Source organism: Streptomyces sp. NPDC020422 (assembly GCF_044386705.1).
Lineage (GTDB): Bacteria > Actinomycetota > Actinomycetes > Streptomycetales > Streptomycetaceae > Streptomyces.
On the sequence record NZ_JBIRVJ010000006.1, the window covers coordinates 454329 to 473284 of the forward strand.

Genomic DNA, 18956 nt, shown 5'->3' on the forward strand with positions numbered 1-18956 from the left:
CAACGGGCGGCGCCCTTTGCCGGGCCTAGGCTTCCGCGCCCTGACCCGCACCCCTAGGTGCGGTGCGGTCGTGGTGCGGGCCAAGGCACTGGGAGCGGAGGCGCCGCTAAGGGCGCCGTCCCGTGTGCCCACCCGTCCCGCCCTGCGGGACGATTGCCCACACGGGGGTGGGCGGAGGCGGCGCGTCGTGTCCATGAGCAGCAGTTGGAAAGGAAACCCCCTATGACCGTCATCGTCGTCTCCGGCACCGGCACCGAGATCGGCAAGACCATCGTCACCGCCGCCCTCGCCGCCACGGCAACGGCCGCCGGCCGCTCCGTGGCCGTCCTGAAGCCCGCCCAGACGGGCGTCGCGCCGGGCGAGCCCGGCGACGTGGACGAGGTGGCGCGCCTCGCCGGCGTCGCCGCGACGGCGGAGCTCGCCCGGTTCCCGGAGCCGTTGGCGCCGGCGACCGCGGCCCGCCGCGCCGGCATGGCCCCGGTCGGCCCCGCAGCGGTCGCCGAGGCGGCCCGCAAGCTGGCGGAGGAGCACGACCTGGTCCTGGTGGAGGGCGCCGGCGGCCTCCTCGTACGCTTCGACGACGACGGCGGAACCCTCGCCGACGCGGCCCGCCTCCTCGACGCCCCCGTACTCGTCGTCGCCCCCGCGGGGCTCGGCACCCTCAACTCCGTCACGCTGACGGCGGAGGCCCTCCGCGCCCGCGGGATCGAGCAGTTGGGCGTGGTGGTCGGCAGCTGGCCCGAGGAGCCGGACCTGGCGGCCCGGTGCAATCTGGAGGACCTCCCGGAGGCCGCCGGCGCACCGCTCCTCGGCGCCGTACCGGCGGGCGCGGGTGCGCTCGACGGCGAGGAGTTCCGCGCCGCGGCGGCCGGCTGGCTGGCTCCCGCGCTGGGCGGTACGTGGGACGCGGCGGAGTTCTCCGTACGCTGAGCACATGCGTGCCCGAGTTCAGGAGATCGTCTTCGACTGCGCCGACCCCGCCGCCCTCGCCCGCTTCTGGGCGGCGCTGCTCGGCGGCGTCCCGGTCCACCGCAGCCCCGACTGGTCGTACGTCGAACCACCTCGTTTCGTCCGGATCGCCTTCCAGAAGGTCCCGGAGGGCAAGGTGGTGAAGAACCGGGTCCATCTGGACGTGGAGGTGGCCGACCCGGTGGCGGCGGCCGAGGAGGTGCGGGCGCTGGGCGCGCGCCGTTCGGGCGGTCCGGTGACGGACGAGCAGGGCACGTTCCAGGTGATGCACGACCCGGAGGGCAACGAGTTCTGCTTCGTGACGCCTTGAACGGCCTCGCCGGAGGCCGTCGCGGCGCGCCGGTGCACCGGTGCGCCCCCGCGCGGGAGCGCGGGGACGTGGCAGGCTGATGGCACGTCGACCCGGAGGTGCCACCGTGGTGTTCCCGTTCCGCTTCGCCGTCAACATGCTCACCGCGGGAACGGGTCCCGAGTGGCGGGCGCGCTGCCGCCGTGCCGAGGAGCTGGGGTACGACCTGATCCTCGTCGCGGACCACCTCGGGATGCCCGCCCCGTTCCCCTCCCTGGTGGCGGCGGCCGAGGCCACGACCCGGCCCCGGCTCGGCACCTTCGTCCTCAACGCGGGTTTCTGGAACCCGGCGTTGCTGGCCCGCGAGGTGGCGACGACGGCGGCGCTGACCGGCGGGCGGCTCGAACTCGGCCTGGGCACGGGCTATGTGCGGGCCGAGCACGAGCAGGCCGGCATCCCGTTCCTGCCGCCGGGCGGCCGGGTCGACCATCTCGCCCGGACCGTCGAGGAGTTGACCGGGGCGCTGAAGGGCGACGAGAACACCCCGCGGACCCCGCTGCTCATCGGCGGGAACGGCAAGCGGGTGCTGCGGCTCGCCGCCCGGCACGCCGACGTCACGGCCTTCAGCGGCGGCCGGTTCACCGGCGAGGCGGTGACGGTGCTGACCGCCGAGCAGCTGGCCGAGCGGGTGGCGGCGTACCGGGGGTTCGAGCGGGAGGCGGGCCGGGAGACGCCCGCGGAGCTCAACCTGTTGATCCAGCGGGTGATCGTCACCGAGGACCGCCCGGCCGCGGCCGCCGAGTTCCTTCCGGTGGCGCCGTACCTCACCGAGGCGCAGGTCCTCGACCTGCCGATCCTCGCGATCGGCACGGTCCGCGAGATCGCCGACCGTCTGATCGGCCTGCGGGAGCGCTTCGGCTTCTCGTATCTGACGGTGCTCGAGCACGCGATGGAGGCCTTCGGGCCGGTGATCGCGGAGCTGCGGGGGTCCACCCCGTCCTGACCCGTGAAACACGTTCGACGGACGGGTAGGGGCGGTGGTGGGATGCGGGCATGGACGATCTTCGGATACGGGCCGCGGTGGCGGCCGACCTCGACGCCGTGCTCGCCTTCTGGAAGCTCGCCGCGGAGGGCACCAGCATCAGCGACGACCGCGCCGGGGTGGCGCGGCTCGTCGAGCGCGACCCCGGGGCGCTGCTGCTCGCGGAGCGGGACGGGGAGCTCGCGGGAACGGTGATCGCCGGCTTCGACGGCTGGCGGTGTCATCTCTACCGGCTCGCCGTGCATCCGGCCCATCGGCGCCAGGGCATCGGCGGCGCCCTGCTCGCCGCCGCGGAGGAACGTTTCGTACGGCTCGGCGGGCGGCGCGCGGACGCGATGGTGCTCGACCGCAACGAGCTGGGGCAGGCCGCGTGGCGGGCGGCCGCGTACGGCCCGGAGGAGCAGTGGACCCGTTGGGTGAAGCCGCTTCCGGTCGCGGACGCCCGCTGATCATCAACGGCTTTGCTCATCCTTTACTATGGGTGTCCGTACAGATCATCGACTCGAAAGGTGTGAGCGTCCGCCCATGGGCGAGCCTCCCAGTACCCGTTCCCCCCGCCGACACCGCGCGGTCCTCCCTCCCCTGACTGATCATGGGACTCGTCGAGGGACGGAGGTGAACCGATGACCGAGGTACTGCTGCTCTTCGTGGCGCTGCTGCTCTCGCTGGCCTGTGGCGCCTTCGTCGCGGCCGAGTTCTCGCTGACCACCGTCGAGCGCGGCGAGCTGGAAGCCGCCGTCGAGCGCGGCGAGCGCGGCGCCGTCGGCGCCCTCAAGGCCGTCAAGTCGCTGACCTTCCAGCTCTCCGGCGCCCAGCTCGGCATCACCGTGACCAACCTGATCGTCGGCATGCTCGCCGAGCCGTCCATCGCCGCGCTGCTCACCGGCCCGGCGGAAGCGCTCGGCCTCTCCCCCGCGGTCGCCTCCTCGGTGGCCCTGGTCGTCGGCACCGCGCTGTCGACCGTCGTCCTGATGGTCGTCGGCGAGCTGGTCCCCAAGAACTGGGCGATCTCCTCGCCGCTCGCGGTCGCCAAGGCGGTCGCCACGCCGCAGCGGATCTTCACCGCCGCGTTCAAGCCGCTGATCAGCCACCTCAACAACACCGCCAACCGCATCCTGCGCCGGCTCGGCATGGAGCCCACCGAGGAGCTGGCCTCGGCCCGCTCCCCGCAGGAGCTGGTGGCCCTGGCGCGCCACTCCGCCAAGGAGGGTGCCCTGGAGGCGGACACCGCCGAGCTCTTCGTCCGCACCCTCAACCTGGCCGAGCTGACCGCGGAGAACGTGATGACCCCGCGCGTCCAGGTCACCGCCCTCGAGGTGCAGGCGACGGCCGAGGACGTGGCCAACGCGACCCGCGCCACCGGCCTCAGCCGCTTCCCCGTCTACCGGGGCAACCTCGACTCGGTCGTCGGCATCGCCCACATCAAGGACGTGCTCGCGATACCGGCCGAGGAGCGCCCGCGCCGCCGCATCGGCGACATGCTGCGCGAGCCGCTGCTGGTCCCCGAGAGCCTGACCGTGGACCGGCTGCTCGACCGGCTCTCCGGCAAGCAGACCATGGCCGTCGTCATCGACGAGTACGGCGGCACGGCCGGCGTCGCGACCCTGGAGGACATCGTCGAGGAGGTCGTCGGCGAGGTGCGGGACGAGCACGACCCGCACGAGACGCCGGACCTGGCCCGGGCGGGCGAGGACGCGGACGGCCGTGCGCTGTGGTCCGCGGACGGCGCGGCCCGCACCGACCAGTTGGAGGCCATCGGCCTGAAGGCGCCGGAGGGGCCGTACGAGACCCTCGCCGGTGTCCTGGCCACCGAGCTCGGCCGGATCCCGGCCGTCGGCGACACCGTCGAGCTCGCCGGCTGGCGGCTCGACGTGGTGGACGCCTCCGGACGGCGCGCGGCACGCGTGCTGATGCATGCCCCGCTCCCCGCCGCCGGTGAGGACACGCACGAGGAGGCCGGCCGATGACCGCGGTCCAGCTGCTGATCGGCTTCGCGACCCTGGTCGTCAACGCCTTCTTCGTCGGCGCGGAGTTCGCCCTGATCTCCGTGCGCCGCAGTCAGATCGAGCCGCTCGCGGAGTCCGGCGACCGCCGGGCCCGCAGCGTCGTCTGGGGTCTCGAGCACGTCTCGGCGATGCTCGCGGCGGCCCAGCTCGGCATCACGCTGTGCACCCTGGTGCTGGGCATCGTGGCCGAGCCGGCCATCGCGCACCTCCTGGAGCCCGTCTTCGACGCCGTCGGCGTGCCGCACGGCCTGGTGCACCCGATCTCCTTCGTGATCGCGCTCACCGTCGCCACGTATCTGCACATGCTGCTCGGCGAGATGGTCCCCAAGAACATCGCCCTCGCCGAGCCGACCCGCACCGCGCTGCTCCTCGGCCCGCCGCTGGTGGCGCTGGCCCGGGCGCTGCGCCCGGTGATCTTCGCGATCAACGCCTTCGCCAACGGCATCCTGAAGCTGCTGCGGGTGGAGGCGAAGGACGAGGTCGCGGCCACCTTCTCGGACGACGAGCTGGCCCGGATGGTCACCGACGCCGGTGACGCCGGTCTGCTCGACGACCGCGCCGCCGAGCGGCTGCACGACGCGCTCGAACTGGGCCGCCGCCCGGTGCGGGACGTGGTGATGCCGGTGGACAAGGTCGTGTACGCGCAGATCGGCACGACCCCCGAGGAGCTGGAGGCGCTCTCGGCGCGCTCCGGTTTCTCCCGCTTCCCGGTGGTCGACTCCACCCGCCGGATCCTGGGCTATCTGCACGTGAAGGACGCCCTGGACATCACCCCGCGCGACCTGCCGTTCCCGGTCTCGGCGCTGCGGCCGATCGCCCGGGTGCGGGCCGAGACGCCGCTGGACGACGTCCTGACGGCGATGCGCCGCAGCCGGACCCATCTGGCGGCGGTCGTCGACGAGGCCGGCAAGCCGGCCGGTCTGGTGACGATGGAGGACGTGCTGCGCGAGCTGGTGGGACGCCCCTCGGCCCCGTAGCGACGCCGTAGGCGAAGGGCCCGGGACGAGTGCCGTCCCGGGCCCTTCGCCCGTCCCGGGCCCTTCGCCTGTCCCGGGCCTCGCCCGTCCCGGGCCGCCTACAGCGCGGTGGCCGTGCGCCAGGCGTCGAGGACCGCGAGGTCGCCGGAGCGGGTGAAGCGGGCGTCGGCGGCCTCGTACCGCCCGTAGACGAGCAGCAGCAGATCGGCGGCGGTGCCCTCGACGCTCGCCGTGGCCTCGCCCTCGGCCCTGCGCTGCCAGCCGAAGCCACCGCCGCCGAGGGTGACCGTCCAGGCGGCGCCGGTGTCGGTCGCGGTCAGCCGCAGCCGCGCGCCGTCCCGGCCGAGCTGGGCGACGGGCTCGGCGACCCAGGAGAAGTACGGCAGGTTCTCCAGGAACTCCTCGATCCCGTCGGCCGCCGTCCCCGGGTCGACGGGCGCGGGCTCCCGGCCGAGCGCCAGCTCGGCGTCGGCGAGGTGGACGACCGCCTCGAAGAGCAGCCGGCGCGGGAAGAACCGCACATGGGGGTCGCCGCCGTGGGACCACACGGGGGTGTCCGGATCGGCCTCGCGCAGCGCCCGCAGGCTCGCCCGCGCACCGGCGGCGAGCCAGTCGGGCCAGGCGTCGGCGTCCTGGGGAAGGTCGAGCGGCACGTCCCTCGACCACACGCGGGCGGTCGCCCGGGTGCGCACCAGGTGCTCGGCCCACCGGTGGGTGGTGCCGTGGTGCCGCACGAGGTCGGCGAGGGTCCAGCCGGGGCAGCTCGGCACGGGCGTGGCGGGGTCGGCGCCGCGCACCAGCGTGACGAAGCTCTCCACGTACGAGGCGATCAGATCGCAGCGGGCGGCGTGGACGTCCCCCGTCAGGCCGAGGGCCGCCGGGACCTTCAGCAGCTCCTCGCGGCGGGCCTCGGACGTCTGGCGCAGGGCGGTGTCGCGGAACAGCCGGTGCAGGGTCCGCCGGTCGGCGGCCGGCAGTCCGTCCAGGAGGTGCGCGGCGCTCTGCAGCCCCTTCCCGTCCGGGCCGGGCCCGTTCGCCACGGCCAGTTCCGCCACGGCCTCGGCCAGCGCGCTCAGCAGCGCCTCACTCATGGGTTTCCCCTCCAGCTCCTCCGGGCCTCCGCGGCCATACCGCGCGGTACGATCGCTGGGCCATGGAGATCAATGCCACGTACACCAGTCTTGTCGCCGTGGGCGACAGCTTCACCGAGGGTATGTCGGACCGGAACCCGGACGGTTCCTACCGGGGCTGGGCCGACGTCCTCGCCGGCCGGCTCGCCGCCCGGACGCCCGGCTTCCGCTACGCCAACCTGGCCGTGCGCGGCAAGCTGATCGGCCAGATCGTCGAGGAGCAGGTCGACGCGGCGGCCGCGATGAAGGCGGACGTCGTCACCCTGGTCGGCGGGCTCAACGACACCCTGCGGCCCAAGTGCGACATGGGCCGGGTGCGCGGGCTGCTCGGCGAGGCCGTGGAGCGGCTCGCCCCGTCCTGCGGGCAGCTGGTCCTGATGCGCAGCCCGGGCCGCAACGGGCCTGTCATGGAGCGTTTCCGGCCGCGCATGGAGGAGCTCTTCGCGTACGTGGACGAGCTCGCCGCCCGGCACGGCGCCCTGGTGGTCGACCTCTACGGCGCTCCGGCGCTGGGCGATCCCCGCCTGTGGGACGTGGACCGGCTCCACCTCACCGCCGAGGGCCACCGACGGGTGGCCGAGGCGGTCTGGCAGTCGCTGGGCCTCGCGCCCGAGGACGACTGGCGCGCCCCTCTGCCGCCCACCGTCGCGCCGGGCTGGGCCGCCCGCCGGATCGCCGACGCCCGCTTCGCCAGGGAGCACCTGGTGCCCTGGATCGGCCGCCGGCTCACCGGCCGCTCCTCGGGCGACGGCCTCGACCCCAAGCGGCCCGAGCTGCTGCCGTACGAGGCTCCGCCGACGGCTGACGTGACGTCCGTCTCGTAGCAAGCTCCAGCCCGGCCCATGGCGCTGGCCTGCACAAACCGCCAGTAGAATCAGGACACGTGACAGCTGTGACTGCGAAGCCCCGCATCCCCAACGTCCTGGCCGGCCGCTACGCCTCCGCGGAGCTCGCCGTCCTCTGGTCCCCCGAGCAGAAGGTGAAGCTGGAGCGCCAGCTGTGGCTCGCCGTGCTGCGTGCGCAGAAGGACCTCGGGATCGAGGTTCCGGACGCCGCCCTCGCCGACTACGAGCGTGTGCTCGACGAGGTCGACCTCGGCTCGATCGCCGAGCGCGAGAAGGTCACCCGGCATGACGTGAAGGCCCGGATCGAGGAGTTCAACGCCCTCGCCGGCCACGAGCACGTGCACAAGGGCATGACCTCGCGCGACCTCACCGAGAACGTGGAGCAGCTGCAGATCCGGCTCTCCCTGGAGCTGATGCGGGACCGCACCGTCGCCGTCCTGGCCCGGCTCGGCAAGCTCTCCGCCGAGTACGCGGAGCTGGTCATGGCGGGCCGCTCGCACAACGTCGCCGCCCAGGCAACCACCCTCGGCAAGCGCTTCGCCACCGCCGCCGACGAGCTGCTCGTCGCCTACGCGCGCCTGGAGGACCTCCTCGGCCGCTACCCGCTGCGCGGCATCAAGGGCCCGGTCGGCACCGCCCAGGACATGCTCGACCTGCTCGGCGGCGACGCCTCGAAGCTGGCCGAGCTCGAGCAGCGGATCGCCGGCCACCTCGGCTTCGCCCACGCCTTCACCTCGGTCGGCCAGGTCTACCCGCGCTCGCTCGACTACGACGTGGTCAGCGCCCTGGTGCAGCTGGCCGCCGCCCCCTCCTCCGTCGCCAAGACGATCCGTCTGATGGCGGGCCACGAGCTGGTCACCGAGGGCTTCAAGCCCGGCCAGGTCGGCTCCTCGGCCATGCCGCACAAGATGAACACCCGCTCCTGCGAGCGCGTCAACGGCCTGATGGTCATCCTGCGCGGCTACGCGTCGATGACCGGCGAGCTGGCGGGCGACCAGTGGAACGAGGGCGACGTCTCGTGCTCGGTGGTGCGCCGGGTGGCCCTGCCGGACGCGTTCTTCGCCTTCGACGGGCTCCTGGAGACCTTCCTCACCGTGCTCGACGAGTTCGGCGCCTTCCCGGCCGTCGTCGCCCGTGAGCTGGACCGCTACCTGCCGTTCCTGGCGACCACCAAGGTCCTCATGGGCGCCGTCCGCGCCGGCGTGGGCCGCGAGGTCGCCCACGAGGCCATCAAGGAGCACGCCGTCGCGTCCGCCCTCGCCATGCGCGAGCAGGGCGCCGAGCGCAACGAGCTGCTCGACAAGCTGGCCGCCGACGAGCGGATCCCGCTGGACCGGGCTCAGCTCGACGCCCTGATGGCAGACAAGCTGTCCTTCACCGGTGCCGCCGCCGACCAGGTCGCCGCCGTGGTCTCCCGGATCGAGGAGATCGCCAAGCAGTACCCGGAGGCCGCCGGCTACACCCCCGGGTCGATCCTCTGACCCGTACCGCCCGGTTCTCCGCCGAGGAGCTTCAGGCCGCCCGCGACCGCGTCGTCCCCGACGTGGCCGCGGGCGGCCTTTCGGTCCTCCTGTGCGGGATCAATCCGGGTCTGATGACGGCGGCGACGGGCCATCACTTCGCCCGCCCGGGCAACCGCTTCTGGCCGGTGCTGCACCTGTCCGGCTTCACCCCGCGGCAGCTCGCGCCGTCCGAGCAGGACGAGCTCCTCGCCTACGGTCTCGGCATCACCAACGTGGTGGCCCGGCCGACCGCGCGGGCGGACGAGCTGAGCGCGGAGGAGTACCGGGAGGGCGGCCGGATCCTCACCGAGAAGGTGGAGCAACTAGCGCCGCGCTGGCTCGCGGTCGTCGGGGTCACCGCGTACCGCACGGCCTTCGGCGAGAAGAAGGCGGCGATCGGCCCGCAGGAGCGGACCATCGGCACGACCCGGATCTGGGCGCTGCCCAATCCGAGCGGCCTGAACGCGCACTGGACGGCACAGTCGATGGCGGAGGAGTTCGCCCGGCTACGCGAGGCGGCGGGACTACCGGACCGGCGGAGCACGGTCTAGGGGAGGCGGCGCAAGCGCACTGCGGGGGTACGGAGGGGCGCCGGGTCGGCGGTCACGGGGGGGGCGGGCGGATGTCGGGGGGAGCGCCAGGTTGGGGGTCATGGGGGGCGCCACGGCGGGTGTCGCGCGCAGCGCCGGGTCGGCGGTCACGGCCGGGCATCACGGCAGGTGTCGGCGCGCAGCGCCGGGTCCACGGTCACGGCCGGGCGCCACGGCGGGTGTCGGCGCGCAGCGCCGGGTCGGCGGTCACGGCCGGGTGCCACGGCGGGTGGCGACGCGGAGCACCGGGTCGGCGTCCACTGACGGGCATCACGGCAGGTGTCGGCGCGCAGCGCCGGGTCCACGGTCACGGCCGGGTGCCACGGCGGGTGGCGACGCGGAGCACCGGGTCTGCTGCCACGGGCGGGTGCCACGGCGGGTGTCGGCGCGCAGCACCGGGTAGGCGGTCACGGCCGGGTGCCACGGCGGGTGTCGGCGCGCAGCGCCACGTCTGCTGCCACGGGCGGGTGCCACGTCCGCGGTCACGGCGGGGTCAGGGCGGGTCGATCGTGGTGACGCAGACGAGCAGGCGGTACGTCTCGTCGCCGGCCGGCAGGCCGAGGGCGAGCCAGCGCCCCTCGACCCGCCAGAGCTCGACCTCGGGCACGGTCTCGCTCAGCAGGTCCCACGGCTGCGGTATCCGCTCGCCGCGCTCCGCGCGCAGGAGCAGCGAGCCGAGGCCGACGTGGTCGGGCGGTCCCCAGCGGGCGGCGAGCAGCCCGGCGAGCGCCGTCCGCTCCGCCTCCGCCTGCTCCGCGTCCGCGGGGCTCCCGGGGGCCGTTTCGACGGCTAACTCGGCCAGGTGGTGGGCGCGGTCGCCGAAGGGGCGGGCGCGCAGCAGGTCGAGGGCGGCGAGGTGCCGGTCCAGGCTCATGGGTCCAGTAAAGCGGCCGGCACCGACAGCTGGTGATCCGTCAGGCGGCAGCGGCCCCGGGCGGCGCTCGCCGCGCCTGCGCGCATTGAGTAACATCCGGGCAAAGATGCGCACGAGCTGGGAGGACACACGGTGGGGCGGCTGACCGGCGGGGATCCGTCGCTGCTGCGGCGGATCAACTCCGCGGTGGTACTCCATGCGCTGCGGGGCTCCGACGCGCTCACGCTCACGGATCTGACCCGGGTCACGGGCCTGTCCAGGCCCACGGTCGAGGGAGTGACCGAAGGGCTCATCGAGGGCGGTCTGGTGGTCGAGGCGGCGCCCGAGGAGGGCGAGGCCCGACGGCAGGGACGACCGGCCCGGAGGTTCCGCTTCCGGGCGGAGGCGGGCCATCTGCTCGGCGTCGAGATCGGCCCGCACCGCGTGGCCGCGCTGATCTCCGGCCTGGACGGACGGATCATCGGCGCCGGTTCCCGCGAGGTGGCGGAGACGGCCCCCGAGGACGAACGCCTCGACCGGGTGCGGACCGTGGTGGCCGACGTGCTGCGCAGGACCGGGGTGCCCCGTGCCAACCTGCGGGCGGTCGGCGTGGGTACGCCGGGGATCGTGGAGGCCGACGGCACCGTACGGCTCGGCACGGCGCTGCCCGGCTGGACCGGCCTGGCCCTCGGCGAGCGGCTGCGGCGCTCGTTCCGCTGCCCGGTCATCGTGGAGAACGACGCGAACGCCGCGGCGGTCGCCGAGCACTGGAAGGGCGCCGCGACCGACTCGGACGACATCGTCTTCGTGCTCGCCGGGCTGAGCCCGGGTGCCGGCTCGCTGATCGGCGGCCGGCTGCACCGGGGCTACGGCGGGGCGGCCGGCGAGATCGGGGCGCTGCACCTGCTGGGCCGCGGGGTCACTCCGGAGCACCTGCTGTCGACCACGGACGAGCCGCTGCACCCGCTGGACGAGCAGGCGGTGGCGGAGGTTTTCGCGCTGGCCAAGCAGGGCGACGGGCGGGCCCAGGCGGCCGTGGAGCGGTTCATCCAGCGCCTGGTGCACGACGTGGCGGCGCTGGTGCTCGCGCTCGACCCGGAGCTGGTGGTGATCGGCGGCTGGGCGGCCGGTCTCGACGGGGTGCTGCAGCCCCTGCGCGACGAGCTGGCGCGCTTCTGTCTGCGGCCGCCGCGGGTGGAGCTGTCGATGCTGGGCGAGGCCGCGGTGGGCACGGGGGCGCTGCGGCTCGCGCTCGACCACGTCGAGGAGCAGCTGTTCGCGGTGGACGGCACGGTGTCGGCGCGCCGTTCCTGACTCTCCGTTCGAACTGATCAGGCCTGGTCCGGCCTGATCCAGCCCGATCCGGCCTGATCCGGCCTGATCCGGCCCGATCCGCCCTGGCCCTGCGCGACCCTGCCCGCTTCGACCTGTTCAGGCCTGATTCGGTCCGATTCATCCTGCTCAGACGCGCGTGGTCTCAGACGCGCATGGTCGGAGGGGCCCTGACGCATGGAGGCCCGTGTCCGGGAGCCGTTGCCACGGCGGCCGGAGACGGGCCCGATGCGTGTCGTGTGCGGTGCGGTGCGGTGGGTGTGGTCAGGAGGCCATGACCAGGTCGCCCGAGTCGCCGAAGGTGAGCTTGCAGGTGTCGGCGCGGTAGGTGGCGACGGAGACGGCGGCGGTGCCGCCGTCCGACAGATAGCGGGTGGTGACGACGAGGACGGGCGCGCCGGGCAGGCGGTCCAGTTCCCGGGCGTCGTCGGCGCGGGCGGAGCCGAGCTCGACGGAGCGGTCCTGGCCGTCGAGGGCCAGGTGCTGGAGCTCGCGCAGGACGGAGCGGGCACGGTCGACGCCGCCGGGGGCGTCGACGGATCCGAGGCCGGGGACCGAGCCGGAGGGCACGTAGAGCAGCTCGGCCGCGACGGGCTGGCCCTCGGTGACGCGCAGGCGGCGCACGATGTGCACGCTCTCGTCGGGGGCGATCTCCAGGAGGCGGGCGACGGCGGCGGGGGCCGTGCCGGCCGCGGAGTCCACGGACTGCCAGGTGTCCTCGCCGACGCCGGGCCAGGTGTGCTGGGTGGTGGAGACGTCCACGCCGACGCGCGGCGGGGCGACGGTGGTGCCGACGCCGCGGCGGCGCTGCAGCCGGCCCTCCAGCTCCAGCTGCTCCAGGGCCTGGCGGAGCGTGGCGCGCGCGACGCCGAAACGGGCGGCCAGTTCACGCTCGTTGGGCAGGATCTCCCCGACCGCGAAGTCCGAGTCGAGCGCTTCGCCGATCACGGTCTTGAGGTGCCAGTACTTCGGCTCCGGCACTGATTCCAGCTGCGTGGTCCCCACCCTGATCCTCCGCACATTCGCCGTGTCCCGCGGCGGTTTTCCGCGCCCTTGTTTATTAAAGGTTCCTGCACTAACTCTGCGACCATAAGGCGCTCCACACCCTTGGTCAAGACCAATCCTCCGTCGGGTGCCCCCGAATGTGACCCTCTGACCTAGATCGTTCACAGGACGTTCGCGTCCTGGAGAGCCCCGCGCAGCAAAACGCCCCGCCGCGGCCCGGGTGTCCGGGTCCGGGGCGGGGCGTGCGTCGCGGGCGGCGCTCGGCGGCGGGTCAGTCGAGGACGAGGCCGCCGAGCTTGTCGGGGTTGCGCAGGATGTAGACGCAGGCGATCCGTCCGTCGCGGATGTCGACCTGGAAGACGGCGTCGACCTTGTCCTCGACGAGGACGACCAGCGCCGGGCCGCCGTTGACCTCCGCGAGCCGGAAGCCGAAGGCGTCCTGCGCCCCCTGGGAGATGGCGACGAGGAAGCGTCCGATCTTGTCGGCGGTCTCCATGATCCGCAGCGGGGCCTTGGACTTCCCGCCGCTGTCGCCGACGAGCCGGACGTCGGGGGCGAGCAGGGCGAGCAGGCCTTCGAGGTCGCCTTCGGCGGCGGCGGTGAGGAACCGCTGGGTGAGATCGCGCCGTTGGGCCGGATCGACGTCGTAGCGCGGCCTGCCCTCGTCGACGTGCCGCCGGGCGCGGCCGGCGAGCTGGCGGACGGCGGCCTCGCTGCGGCCGAGGGTGGTGGCGATCTCGGCGAAGGGGAAGCCGAAGGCCTCGCGCAGCACGAACACGGCGCGTTCGAGCGGGGAGAGGGACTCCAGGACGACGAGCAGCGCCAGCGAGACGGAGTCGGCGAGCAGCGCGCGTTCGGCGGTGTCGGGCACGGCGGGACCGAAGTCGGTGACGATCGGCTCGGGCAGCCAGGGACCGACGTAGGACTCCCGCCGGGACTGGACCTGGCGGAGCCGGTCGATGGCGAGGTTGGTGGTGATCCGCACCAGGTAGGCGCGGGGTTCGCGGACCTCGGAGCGGTCCTCGGCGGACCAGCGCAGCCAGGCTTCCTGCACCACGTCCTCGGCGTCGGCGGCGCGACCGAGCATGCGGTAGGCGACGCCGGTGAGCAGGGAGCGGTGCTCCTCGAACAGATCGGTCGGGTCGGTGAGGGTCTCTGTCGGCACGCCCCCATCCCAGCTCACGCCCCGGCCGCTGTCCAGTTTCGGATCCCGGGGTTGAACTCGCCTCTACTCACGGGTAATTGTTGCTGACAGGATGTCTAGGACGCCCTGGGGGCGTGCCCACCGGCCGGTCCCGTCCTCCGACCCCACGTCAGGAGCAGCCATGCCCGCAGAGATCTCGTTCCCCGTGGAGTCCCCGGGCGGACGGCGCACGGTGACGATCGCGTACGAGCGCAGGGGGCGGGGCGAACCCCTGCTGCTGCTCCACGGCATCGGTCACCACTGGCAGGCCTGGGAGCCGGTGCTCGACGTGCTCGCGACGGAGCGGGACGTCATCGCCGTCGACCTGCCGGGCTTCGGCACCTCCCCCGCCCTGCCCGAGGGGTACGGATACGAGCTCGGCACCGTGGTGCCGGTGCTCGGCGCGTTCTGCGCGGCGCTCGGCGTCGAGCGGCCGCACGTGGCGGGCAACTCGCTGGGCGGGCTGCTCGCCCTGGAGCTCGGCCGCGAGAAGCTGGTGCGCTCGGTCACGGCGCTCTCCCCCGCCGGGTTCTGGTCCGAGGCCGAACGCCGTTACGCGTTCACGACGCTGAGGGCGATGCGGGGCGCCGCGCTCGCGATGCCCGTCCCGCTGATCGAGCGCCTCTCCCGCAGCGCGGCCGGCCGGACCGCGCTCACCAGCACCATCTACGCCCGCCCCGGACGCCGTTCACCCGAGGCCGCCGTCGCCGAGACGCTCGCCCTGCGGACGGCCACCGGCTTCCACCAGACCCTTGCGGCCGGCCGGAACGTGCTCTTCACCGACGACGTGCCCGCCGTGCCCGTCACCGTCGCCTGGGGCACCCGCGACCGGCTCCTCCTGCGCCGCCAGGGCGTCCGCGCCAAGCGGGCCCTCCCCGGCGCCCGCCTGGTGCGGCTGCCGGGCTGCGGTCATGTCCCCATGAACGACGACCCGGCCCTGGTCTCCCGGGTCATCCTGGACGGCAGCCGCGCCACCGCCTGACGTCGCCGACGCCGCTGACGCCGCTCGGGAGAACAGGCCCGTGCCCAGGGCCGCCCCGGCCCCCACGAGGAGGCTTCCGGCGGCCTGCGGGGGACCGAAGGAGCCGTGCGCGACCGCGGCGGCGGTCAGGGCGGCGGCGACCGGGATGGCCCCCGTGTAGAGAGTGGCCCTCTCCATGCCGATGCGCTGGACGCCCATGTAGAAGAGGACGAAGCCGATGACGGTCGCCAGGGCCGCCTGCCACACCAGGGCACCCGTCTCCACCGCGGTGGGCACCCGCAGGGCGGCGGTCCCGTCGACGAGGAGCCCGATCAGCGCGGACTCCACCGCGGCCACCCCGCACACCACCGCCGTCAGGAGCTTCGGGCCGAGCGGGCGCAGCACCGGCACGGCGAGGACCGTGAAGCCGACCTCGCCCGCGAGGGCCGCCACGGACCAGCCGAGGCCCGCGAGGTCGGTGCGGCCCCAGCCCTGGACGGTGAACGCGCCGGCGGCGACGAGCAGGGCGCCGTACAGCACCGCACGCGAGGGCCTGCGGCCCTCCGTCAACGGCACCAGGACGGCGACCACGACCGGCGCGCAGCCCACCAGGACGCCGGGGACGGCGGGCTCCGCGGTGCGCTCGGCCGCCAGGACCGCGAGGTTGAAGCCGACCATGCCGACGGCGGAGACCAGGGCCAGGCGCAGCCAGTGGCGGCCGGTCAGGGCGCGCAGCCTGGCGGGCGCGCCGCGGCCGACGAGGGGCAGCAGGAGCAGACAGGCGGCGCCGTAGCGCAACGCCTGCCCGCCCGCGTACGGGTAGGCACCGAGCAGGCTGTTGGCGGTGAAGGAGGCGCCGACGAGGGCGTAGGCGACGGTCACCAGGAGCACGCCGCGCAGGGAGTTCGCGTTCATGGTCCCGACGCTAGGAAGCCGCGCTCTCCACATTAAGGTCCACTTCCATGACGTCATCGGGGACCACTTCGGGAGCCGTCGGGGCCGCGGCGGCGGATTCGCCAGCGGCTTCTGCAGGGGCTGCCGCAGAGGCTGCGGCAGGAGTCGCGGCAGAGGCTGCGGGCGGGGTCGCGGCGGAGGCTGTGGGCGGGGTCGCGGTGGAGGCTGTGGGCGGGGACGGCCCGCAGCCCGCCTGGGAGGTGCTCCTCCCCGCGGCGGGCGTCCCCGCGCGGGGACGCGGTCGGGCGCTCCAGGAAGCGCTGCGGGAAGCCGTGCGCACGGGCCGGCTCGCCGCCGGGACCCGGCTGCCGTCGAGCCGCGCGCTCGCCGCCGACCTCGGCGTCTCGCGGGGCCTGGTGACCGAGGTGTACGAGCAGCTCACGGCCGAGGGCTATCTGCGCAGCGACCGCGGCTCGGGCACCTGGGTGGGCGGAGCTGCGCGCGCGGCCGCGCCGGGCGTACGGGACCTGGCGCCGCGCGCGCCGGGGGTACGGGTGGACTTCCGCCCGGGCACGCCCGACCTGTCGCTCTTCCCGCGGTCCGCGTGGGGCGCCGCCCAGCGGTCGGTGCTGTCCGAGCTCGCCCACCGGCGGCTCGGCTACCCCGATCCGCGCGGGCTGCCGGAGCTGCGCGAGGCGCTGGCCTCGCTCCTCGCGCGCAGGCGCGGGGTGGTGGCCGACCCCGAGCGGCTGGTGGTCTGCTCGGGGGTGGCCCAGGCGGCCACGCTGATGGGCTTCGTGCTGCGGGCCCGCGGAATCCGCGCGGTGGGGGTGGAGGACCCGGGGAGCCCGGAGCACGCCCGTCTGTTCGCCGCGACGGGCGTGGAGACGAGATGGCTGCCGGTCGACGGGGAGGGCCTGGAGCCGGAGCGGCTGGCCGCGACCGGGGTGCGGGCGGTGGTGGTGACGCCCTCGCACCAGTTCCCGTCCGGGATCTCCTACTCCGCGCGGCGGCGGGCCGGACTCCTCGACTGGGCACGCTCGGTGGACGGCTTCGTCCTGGAGGACGACTACGACGGCGACTTCCGTTACGACCGGGCCCCGGTGGGGGCGCTCCAGGGGCTCGATCCGGAGCGGGTCGCGTACGCGGGCTCGGTCAGCAAGTCGCTCGCGCCCGGGCTGCGCCTCGGCTGGATGCTGGTGCCCGAGGCACTGCTCGACGAGCTGGTGGAACGCAAGCGCACCATGGACCTCGGCAACCCGGCCCTCGACCAGGCGGTCCTGACCCGCTTCGTGACCGACGGCGGCTACGACCGCCAGCTGCGCCGCTGCCAGCGCGCCTACCGGGAGCGCAGGGACGCCCTGGTGGCGGCCCTCGACCGGCACTTCCCGGGCACCCGGGTGACGGGGATCGCGGCGGGCCTCCACGCCATCGCCCACGTGCCACGGACCCACGGCCCGACACCCTCGTTCCTGGCCCGGGCCCGCGCGGCGGGCGTGTCGGTGCGTCCCCTGGAGGAGTACGGCACGGCCCGCCCGGAGGACGGGACGGTGCGGCTGGTCCTCGGATACGCCCATCTGACGCCGGGCGAAATCGCTTTGGGCATCCGGCTGTTGGCGGAGGGGGCCGGGGGTGAGTGACCAAGCCGCTTCCCCTCGACACTGTTCACGCGGGGTTCGGTTCCCCGACTCCCCCGGGCGCTAGGCATGGGGGCGGCCCATCCCGCCCAGCCCCGGAGGCGCTCCGATGTCCCACCGCACGCCCGCACCCGCGCCCGACCCCGCTCGCCGTACGGTCCTGCGCGGCTCGCTCGCCGCATCGGCCGCCGCGCTCGCCGCCGGGGGCGGCGCGTTCGCGAGTCCGGCGCTCGCGCTCGCCGGGCGCCCGTCGGCGGCGTGGGGGGTGCAGGTCGGCGATGTGACCGCGCACACCGGCCTGGTGTGGGTGAGGTCGGACCGGCCGGCCCGCATGATCGTCGAGACCTCGGCGGGCGAATCGTTCCGCCGCGTCCGGCACCACTACGGGCCGCTCCTGGGACCCGAGACGGACTTCACCGGCACCACCGCGCTGCGCGGCCTGCCGGCGGGCGAGCAGATCCACTACCGGGTCACCCTCGCGGACCCGGACGACCCGCGCCGCACGGGCGAGCCGGTCACCGGCACCTTCCGCACGGCGCCCGAACGGCGCCGGGACGGGGTGCGGTTCCTGTGGTCGGGAGACATCGCCGGGCAGGGCTGGGGCATCAACCCGGACATCGGCGGCTTCCGCGCGTACGAGGAGATGCGCCGGCTCGACCCGGACTTCTTCCTCTGCAGCGGCGACACCATCTACGCGGACGGGGTCATCCAGCCCAGCGTCACGCTCCCCGACGGGCGGATCTGGCGGAACGTCACCACGCCCGAGAAGTCCAAGGTCGCCGAGACGCTGGACGAGTACCGCGGCAACTTCCGCTACAACCTCCTCGACCACAACGTGCGCGCGTTCAACGCCCAGGTGCCGTCGATCGTCCAGTGGGACGACCACGAGGTCCGCAACAACTGGTACCCGGGCCAGATCCTGGACGACCCGCGCTACACGGAGAAGGACGTCGACGTGCTCGCGGCCCGCGCCTCGCGCGCCTTCGGCGAGTACTTCCCCGTCTCCACGCCGCACGCACGCGGCACCGGTCGCCGGATGCACCGGGTGGTGCGCTACGGCCCGCTGCTCGACGTGTTCGTCCTCGACATGCGCTCGTACCGCAACGCCAACTCCCCGGGCCGGCAGGCCGACGACACCACCGGCATCCTGGGCGCGGAGCAGCTGGAGTGGCTGAAGCGGGAGCTGAGCCGCTCGCGCGCGGTGTGGAAGGTGCTGGCCGCCGACATGCCGCTGGGGCTCGTCGTCACCGACGGCGCCACCGACTTCGAGGCGGTCGCGCAGGGCGACCCGGGCGCGCCGCTCGGTCGGGAGCTGCAGATCGCCGAGCTGCTGCGGTTCGTCAAGCACCGGCGGATCACCGGCACGCTGTGGCTCACGGCGGACGTGCACTACACCTCCGCGCAGCACTACGCGCCGGAGCGCGCCGCCTTCCAGGACTTCGCGCCCTTCTGGGAGTTCGTGTCCGGGCCGCTGGCCGCGGGCGGTTTCCCGGCCAACCGGCTGGACGCCACCTTCGGCCCCGAGCGGGTGTTCGTGCGGGCACCGGAGCGGGCCAATGTCTCCCCGATGGAGAGCCCGCAGTACTTCGGCGAGGTGGACATCGACGGCGACAGCGGGGAACTGACGGTCCGGCTGCGCGCCGAGGGCGGCACGGTGCTGTTCACCCAGGTGCTCCAGCCGGGCCGCGTCGGTCAGTAGACGAGACCGGCGCCGGCGACGCACGCGACGTCCAGCTCACCT

17 protein-coding genes and 1 pseudogene are annotated in these 18956 nt (G+C 74.3%); 13 read left to right on the forward strand and 5 right to left on the reverse strand.

Features of this window, described 5'->3' with window-relative positions:
- The first annotated feature begins 222 nt into the window (after positions 1–222).
- From bioD to ACH414_RS19080, 6 genes are all read left to right on the forward strand, one after another.
- Complete coding sequence (gene bioD, locus ACH414_RS19055) at positions 223–930, forward strand: dethiobiotin synthase (protein WP_386568515.1); 708 nt, start codon at positions 223–225, stop codon at positions 928–930.
- A 4-nt stretch (positions 931–934) separates the two neighbouring features.
- The gene (locus ACH414_RS19060) at positions 935–1279 is read left to right on the forward strand and encodes a VOC family protein (RefSeq protein ID WP_382533521.1); all 345 of its coding nucleotides are present in this window, start codon (positions 935–937) and stop codon (positions 1277–1279) included.
- Positions 1280–1358: 79 nt separating this feature from the next.
- Positions 1359–2261, forward strand: a complete 903-nt coding sequence (locus tag ACH414_RS19065) for a TIGR03621 family F420-dependent LLM class oxidoreductase (RefSeq protein WP_398942556.1) — start codon at positions 1359–1361, stop codon at positions 2259–2261.
- Positions 2262–2311: 50 nt separating this feature from the next.
- Complete coding sequence (locus ACH414_RS19070) at positions 2312–2749, forward strand: GNAT family N-acetyltransferase (protein ID WP_386568509.1); 438 nt, start codon at positions 2312–2314, stop codon at positions 2747–2749.
- A 174-nt stretch (positions 2750–2923) separates the two neighbouring features.
- Positions 2924–4267: a hemolysin family protein gene (locus ACH414_RS19075; RefSeq protein ID WP_398942559.1), complete on the forward strand. Its 1344-nt coding sequence runs from the start codon at positions 2924–2926 to the stop codon at positions 4265–4267.
- Positions 4264–5283, forward strand: a complete 1020-nt coding sequence (locus ACH414_RS19080; protein WP_382533513.1) for a hemolysin family protein — start codon at positions 4264–4266, stop codon at positions 5281–5283. Before ACH414_RS19075 ends, ACH414_RS19080 begins: the two co-directional genes overlap by 4 nt.
- A 98-nt stretch (positions 5284–5381) precedes the next feature.
- Here ACH414_RS19080 and ACH414_RS19085 read toward each other — a convergent pair whose 3' ends face one another.
- Positions 5382–6374, reverse strand: coding sequence for a maleylpyruvate isomerase family mycothiol-dependent enzyme (locus ACH414_RS19085; RefSeq protein ID WP_398942561.1), 993 nt, complete (start codon positions 6372–6374; stop codon positions 5382–5384).
- Between the two features lie 62 nt (positions 6375–6436).
- On the opposite strand from ACH414_RS19085, the gene ACH414_RS19090 reads away from it, so the two are divergent.
- Genes ACH414_RS19090 through mug form a run of 3 tightly spaced genes read left to right on the forward strand, consistent with a single transcriptional unit; the run spans position 6437 to position 9311 of the window.
- Positions 6437–7237, forward strand: a complete 801-nt coding sequence (locus ACH414_RS19090) for an SGNH/GDSL hydrolase family protein (RefSeq protein WP_398942563.1) — start codon at positions 6437–6439, stop codon at positions 7235–7237.
- A 59-nt stretch (positions 7238–7296) separates the two neighbouring features.
- Positions 7297–8739, forward strand: a complete 1443-nt coding sequence (gene purB / locus ACH414_RS19095; RefSeq protein WP_386568498.1) for an adenylosuccinate lyase — start codon at positions 7297–7299, stop codon at positions 8737–8739.
- The gene (mug, locus tag ACH414_RS19100; RefSeq protein ID WP_386568549.1) at positions 8736–9311 is read left to right on the forward strand and encodes a G/U mismatch-specific DNA glycosylase; all 576 of its coding nucleotides are present in this window, start codon (positions 8736–8738) and stop codon (positions 9309–9311) included. The genes purB and mug overlap by 4 nt, the downstream gene beginning before the upstream one ends.
- A gap of 532 nt (positions 9312–9843) precedes the next feature.
- On the opposite strand, the gene ACH414_RS19105 is transcribed toward mug, so the two are convergent.
- Complete coding sequence (locus tag ACH414_RS19105; protein WP_386568495.1) at positions 9844–10224, reverse strand: hypothetical protein; 381 nt, start codon at positions 10222–10224, stop codon at positions 9844–9846.
- 132 nt (positions 10225–10356) lie between these two features.
- On the opposite strand from ACH414_RS19105, the gene ACH414_RS19110 reads away from it, so the two are divergent.
- On the forward strand, positions 10357–11517 hold the full coding sequence (locus ACH414_RS19110) for an ROK family transcriptional regulator (protein ID WP_382533504.1): 1161 nt from the start codon (positions 10357–10359) through the stop codon (positions 11515–11517).
- Positions 11518–11799: 282 nt separating this feature from the next.
- Here ACH414_RS19110 and ACH414_RS19115 read toward each other — a convergent pair whose 3' ends face one another.
- Both ACH414_RS19115 and sigJ read right to left on the reverse strand, forming a co-directional pair.
- Positions 11800–12540: a GntR family transcriptional regulator gene (locus ACH414_RS19115; protein ID WP_382533502.1), complete on the reverse strand. Its 741-nt coding sequence runs from the start codon at positions 12538–12540 to the stop codon at positions 11800–11802.
- A 271-nt stretch (positions 12541–12811) separates the two neighbouring features.
- The gene (gene sigJ, locus ACH414_RS19120) at positions 12812–13627 is read right to left on the reverse strand and encodes an RNA polymerase sigma factor SigJ (RefSeq protein ID WP_382534221.1); all 816 of its coding nucleotides are present in this window, start codon (positions 13625–13627) and stop codon (positions 12812–12814) included.
- Positions 13628–13865: 238 nt separating this feature from the next.
- Here sigJ and ACH414_RS19125 point away from each other — a divergent pair, with 238 nt between their 5' ends.
- Positions 13866–14705: an alpha/beta fold hydrolase gene (locus ACH414_RS19125; protein WP_398942566.1), complete on the forward strand. Its 840-nt coding sequence runs from the start codon at positions 13866–13868 to the stop codon at positions 14703–14705.
- A gap of 105 nt (positions 14706–14810) precedes the next feature.
- Here ACH414_RS19125 and ACH414_RS19130 read toward each other — a convergent pair.
- Positions 14811–15656 (reverse strand): annotated as a pseudogene (locus tag ACH414_RS19130) (DMT family transporter); the annotation flags it as partial.
- Between the two features lie 140 nt (positions 15657–15796).
- Here ACH414_RS19130 and ACH414_RS19135 point away from each other — a divergent pair.
- Together ACH414_RS19135 and ACH414_RS19140 are read left to right on the forward strand one after the other, a co-directional pair.
- Positions 15797–17218 carry a PLP-dependent aminotransferase family protein gene (locus tag ACH414_RS19135; RefSeq protein ID WP_398942568.1) on the forward strand — a complete coding sequence of 474 codons (1422 nt, stop codon included), beginning with the start codon at positions 15797–15799 and terminating at the stop codon, positions 17216–17218.
- A 106-nt stretch (positions 17219–17324) separates the two neighbouring features.
- Positions 17325–18914 (forward strand): alkaline phosphatase D family protein, encoded by a 1590-nt coding sequence (locus tag ACH414_RS19140; RefSeq protein ID WP_398942570.1) that lies wholly within the window; start codon positions 17325–17327, stop codon positions 18912–18914.
- The last annotated feature ends 42 nt before the right edge of the window (positions 18915–18956 follow it).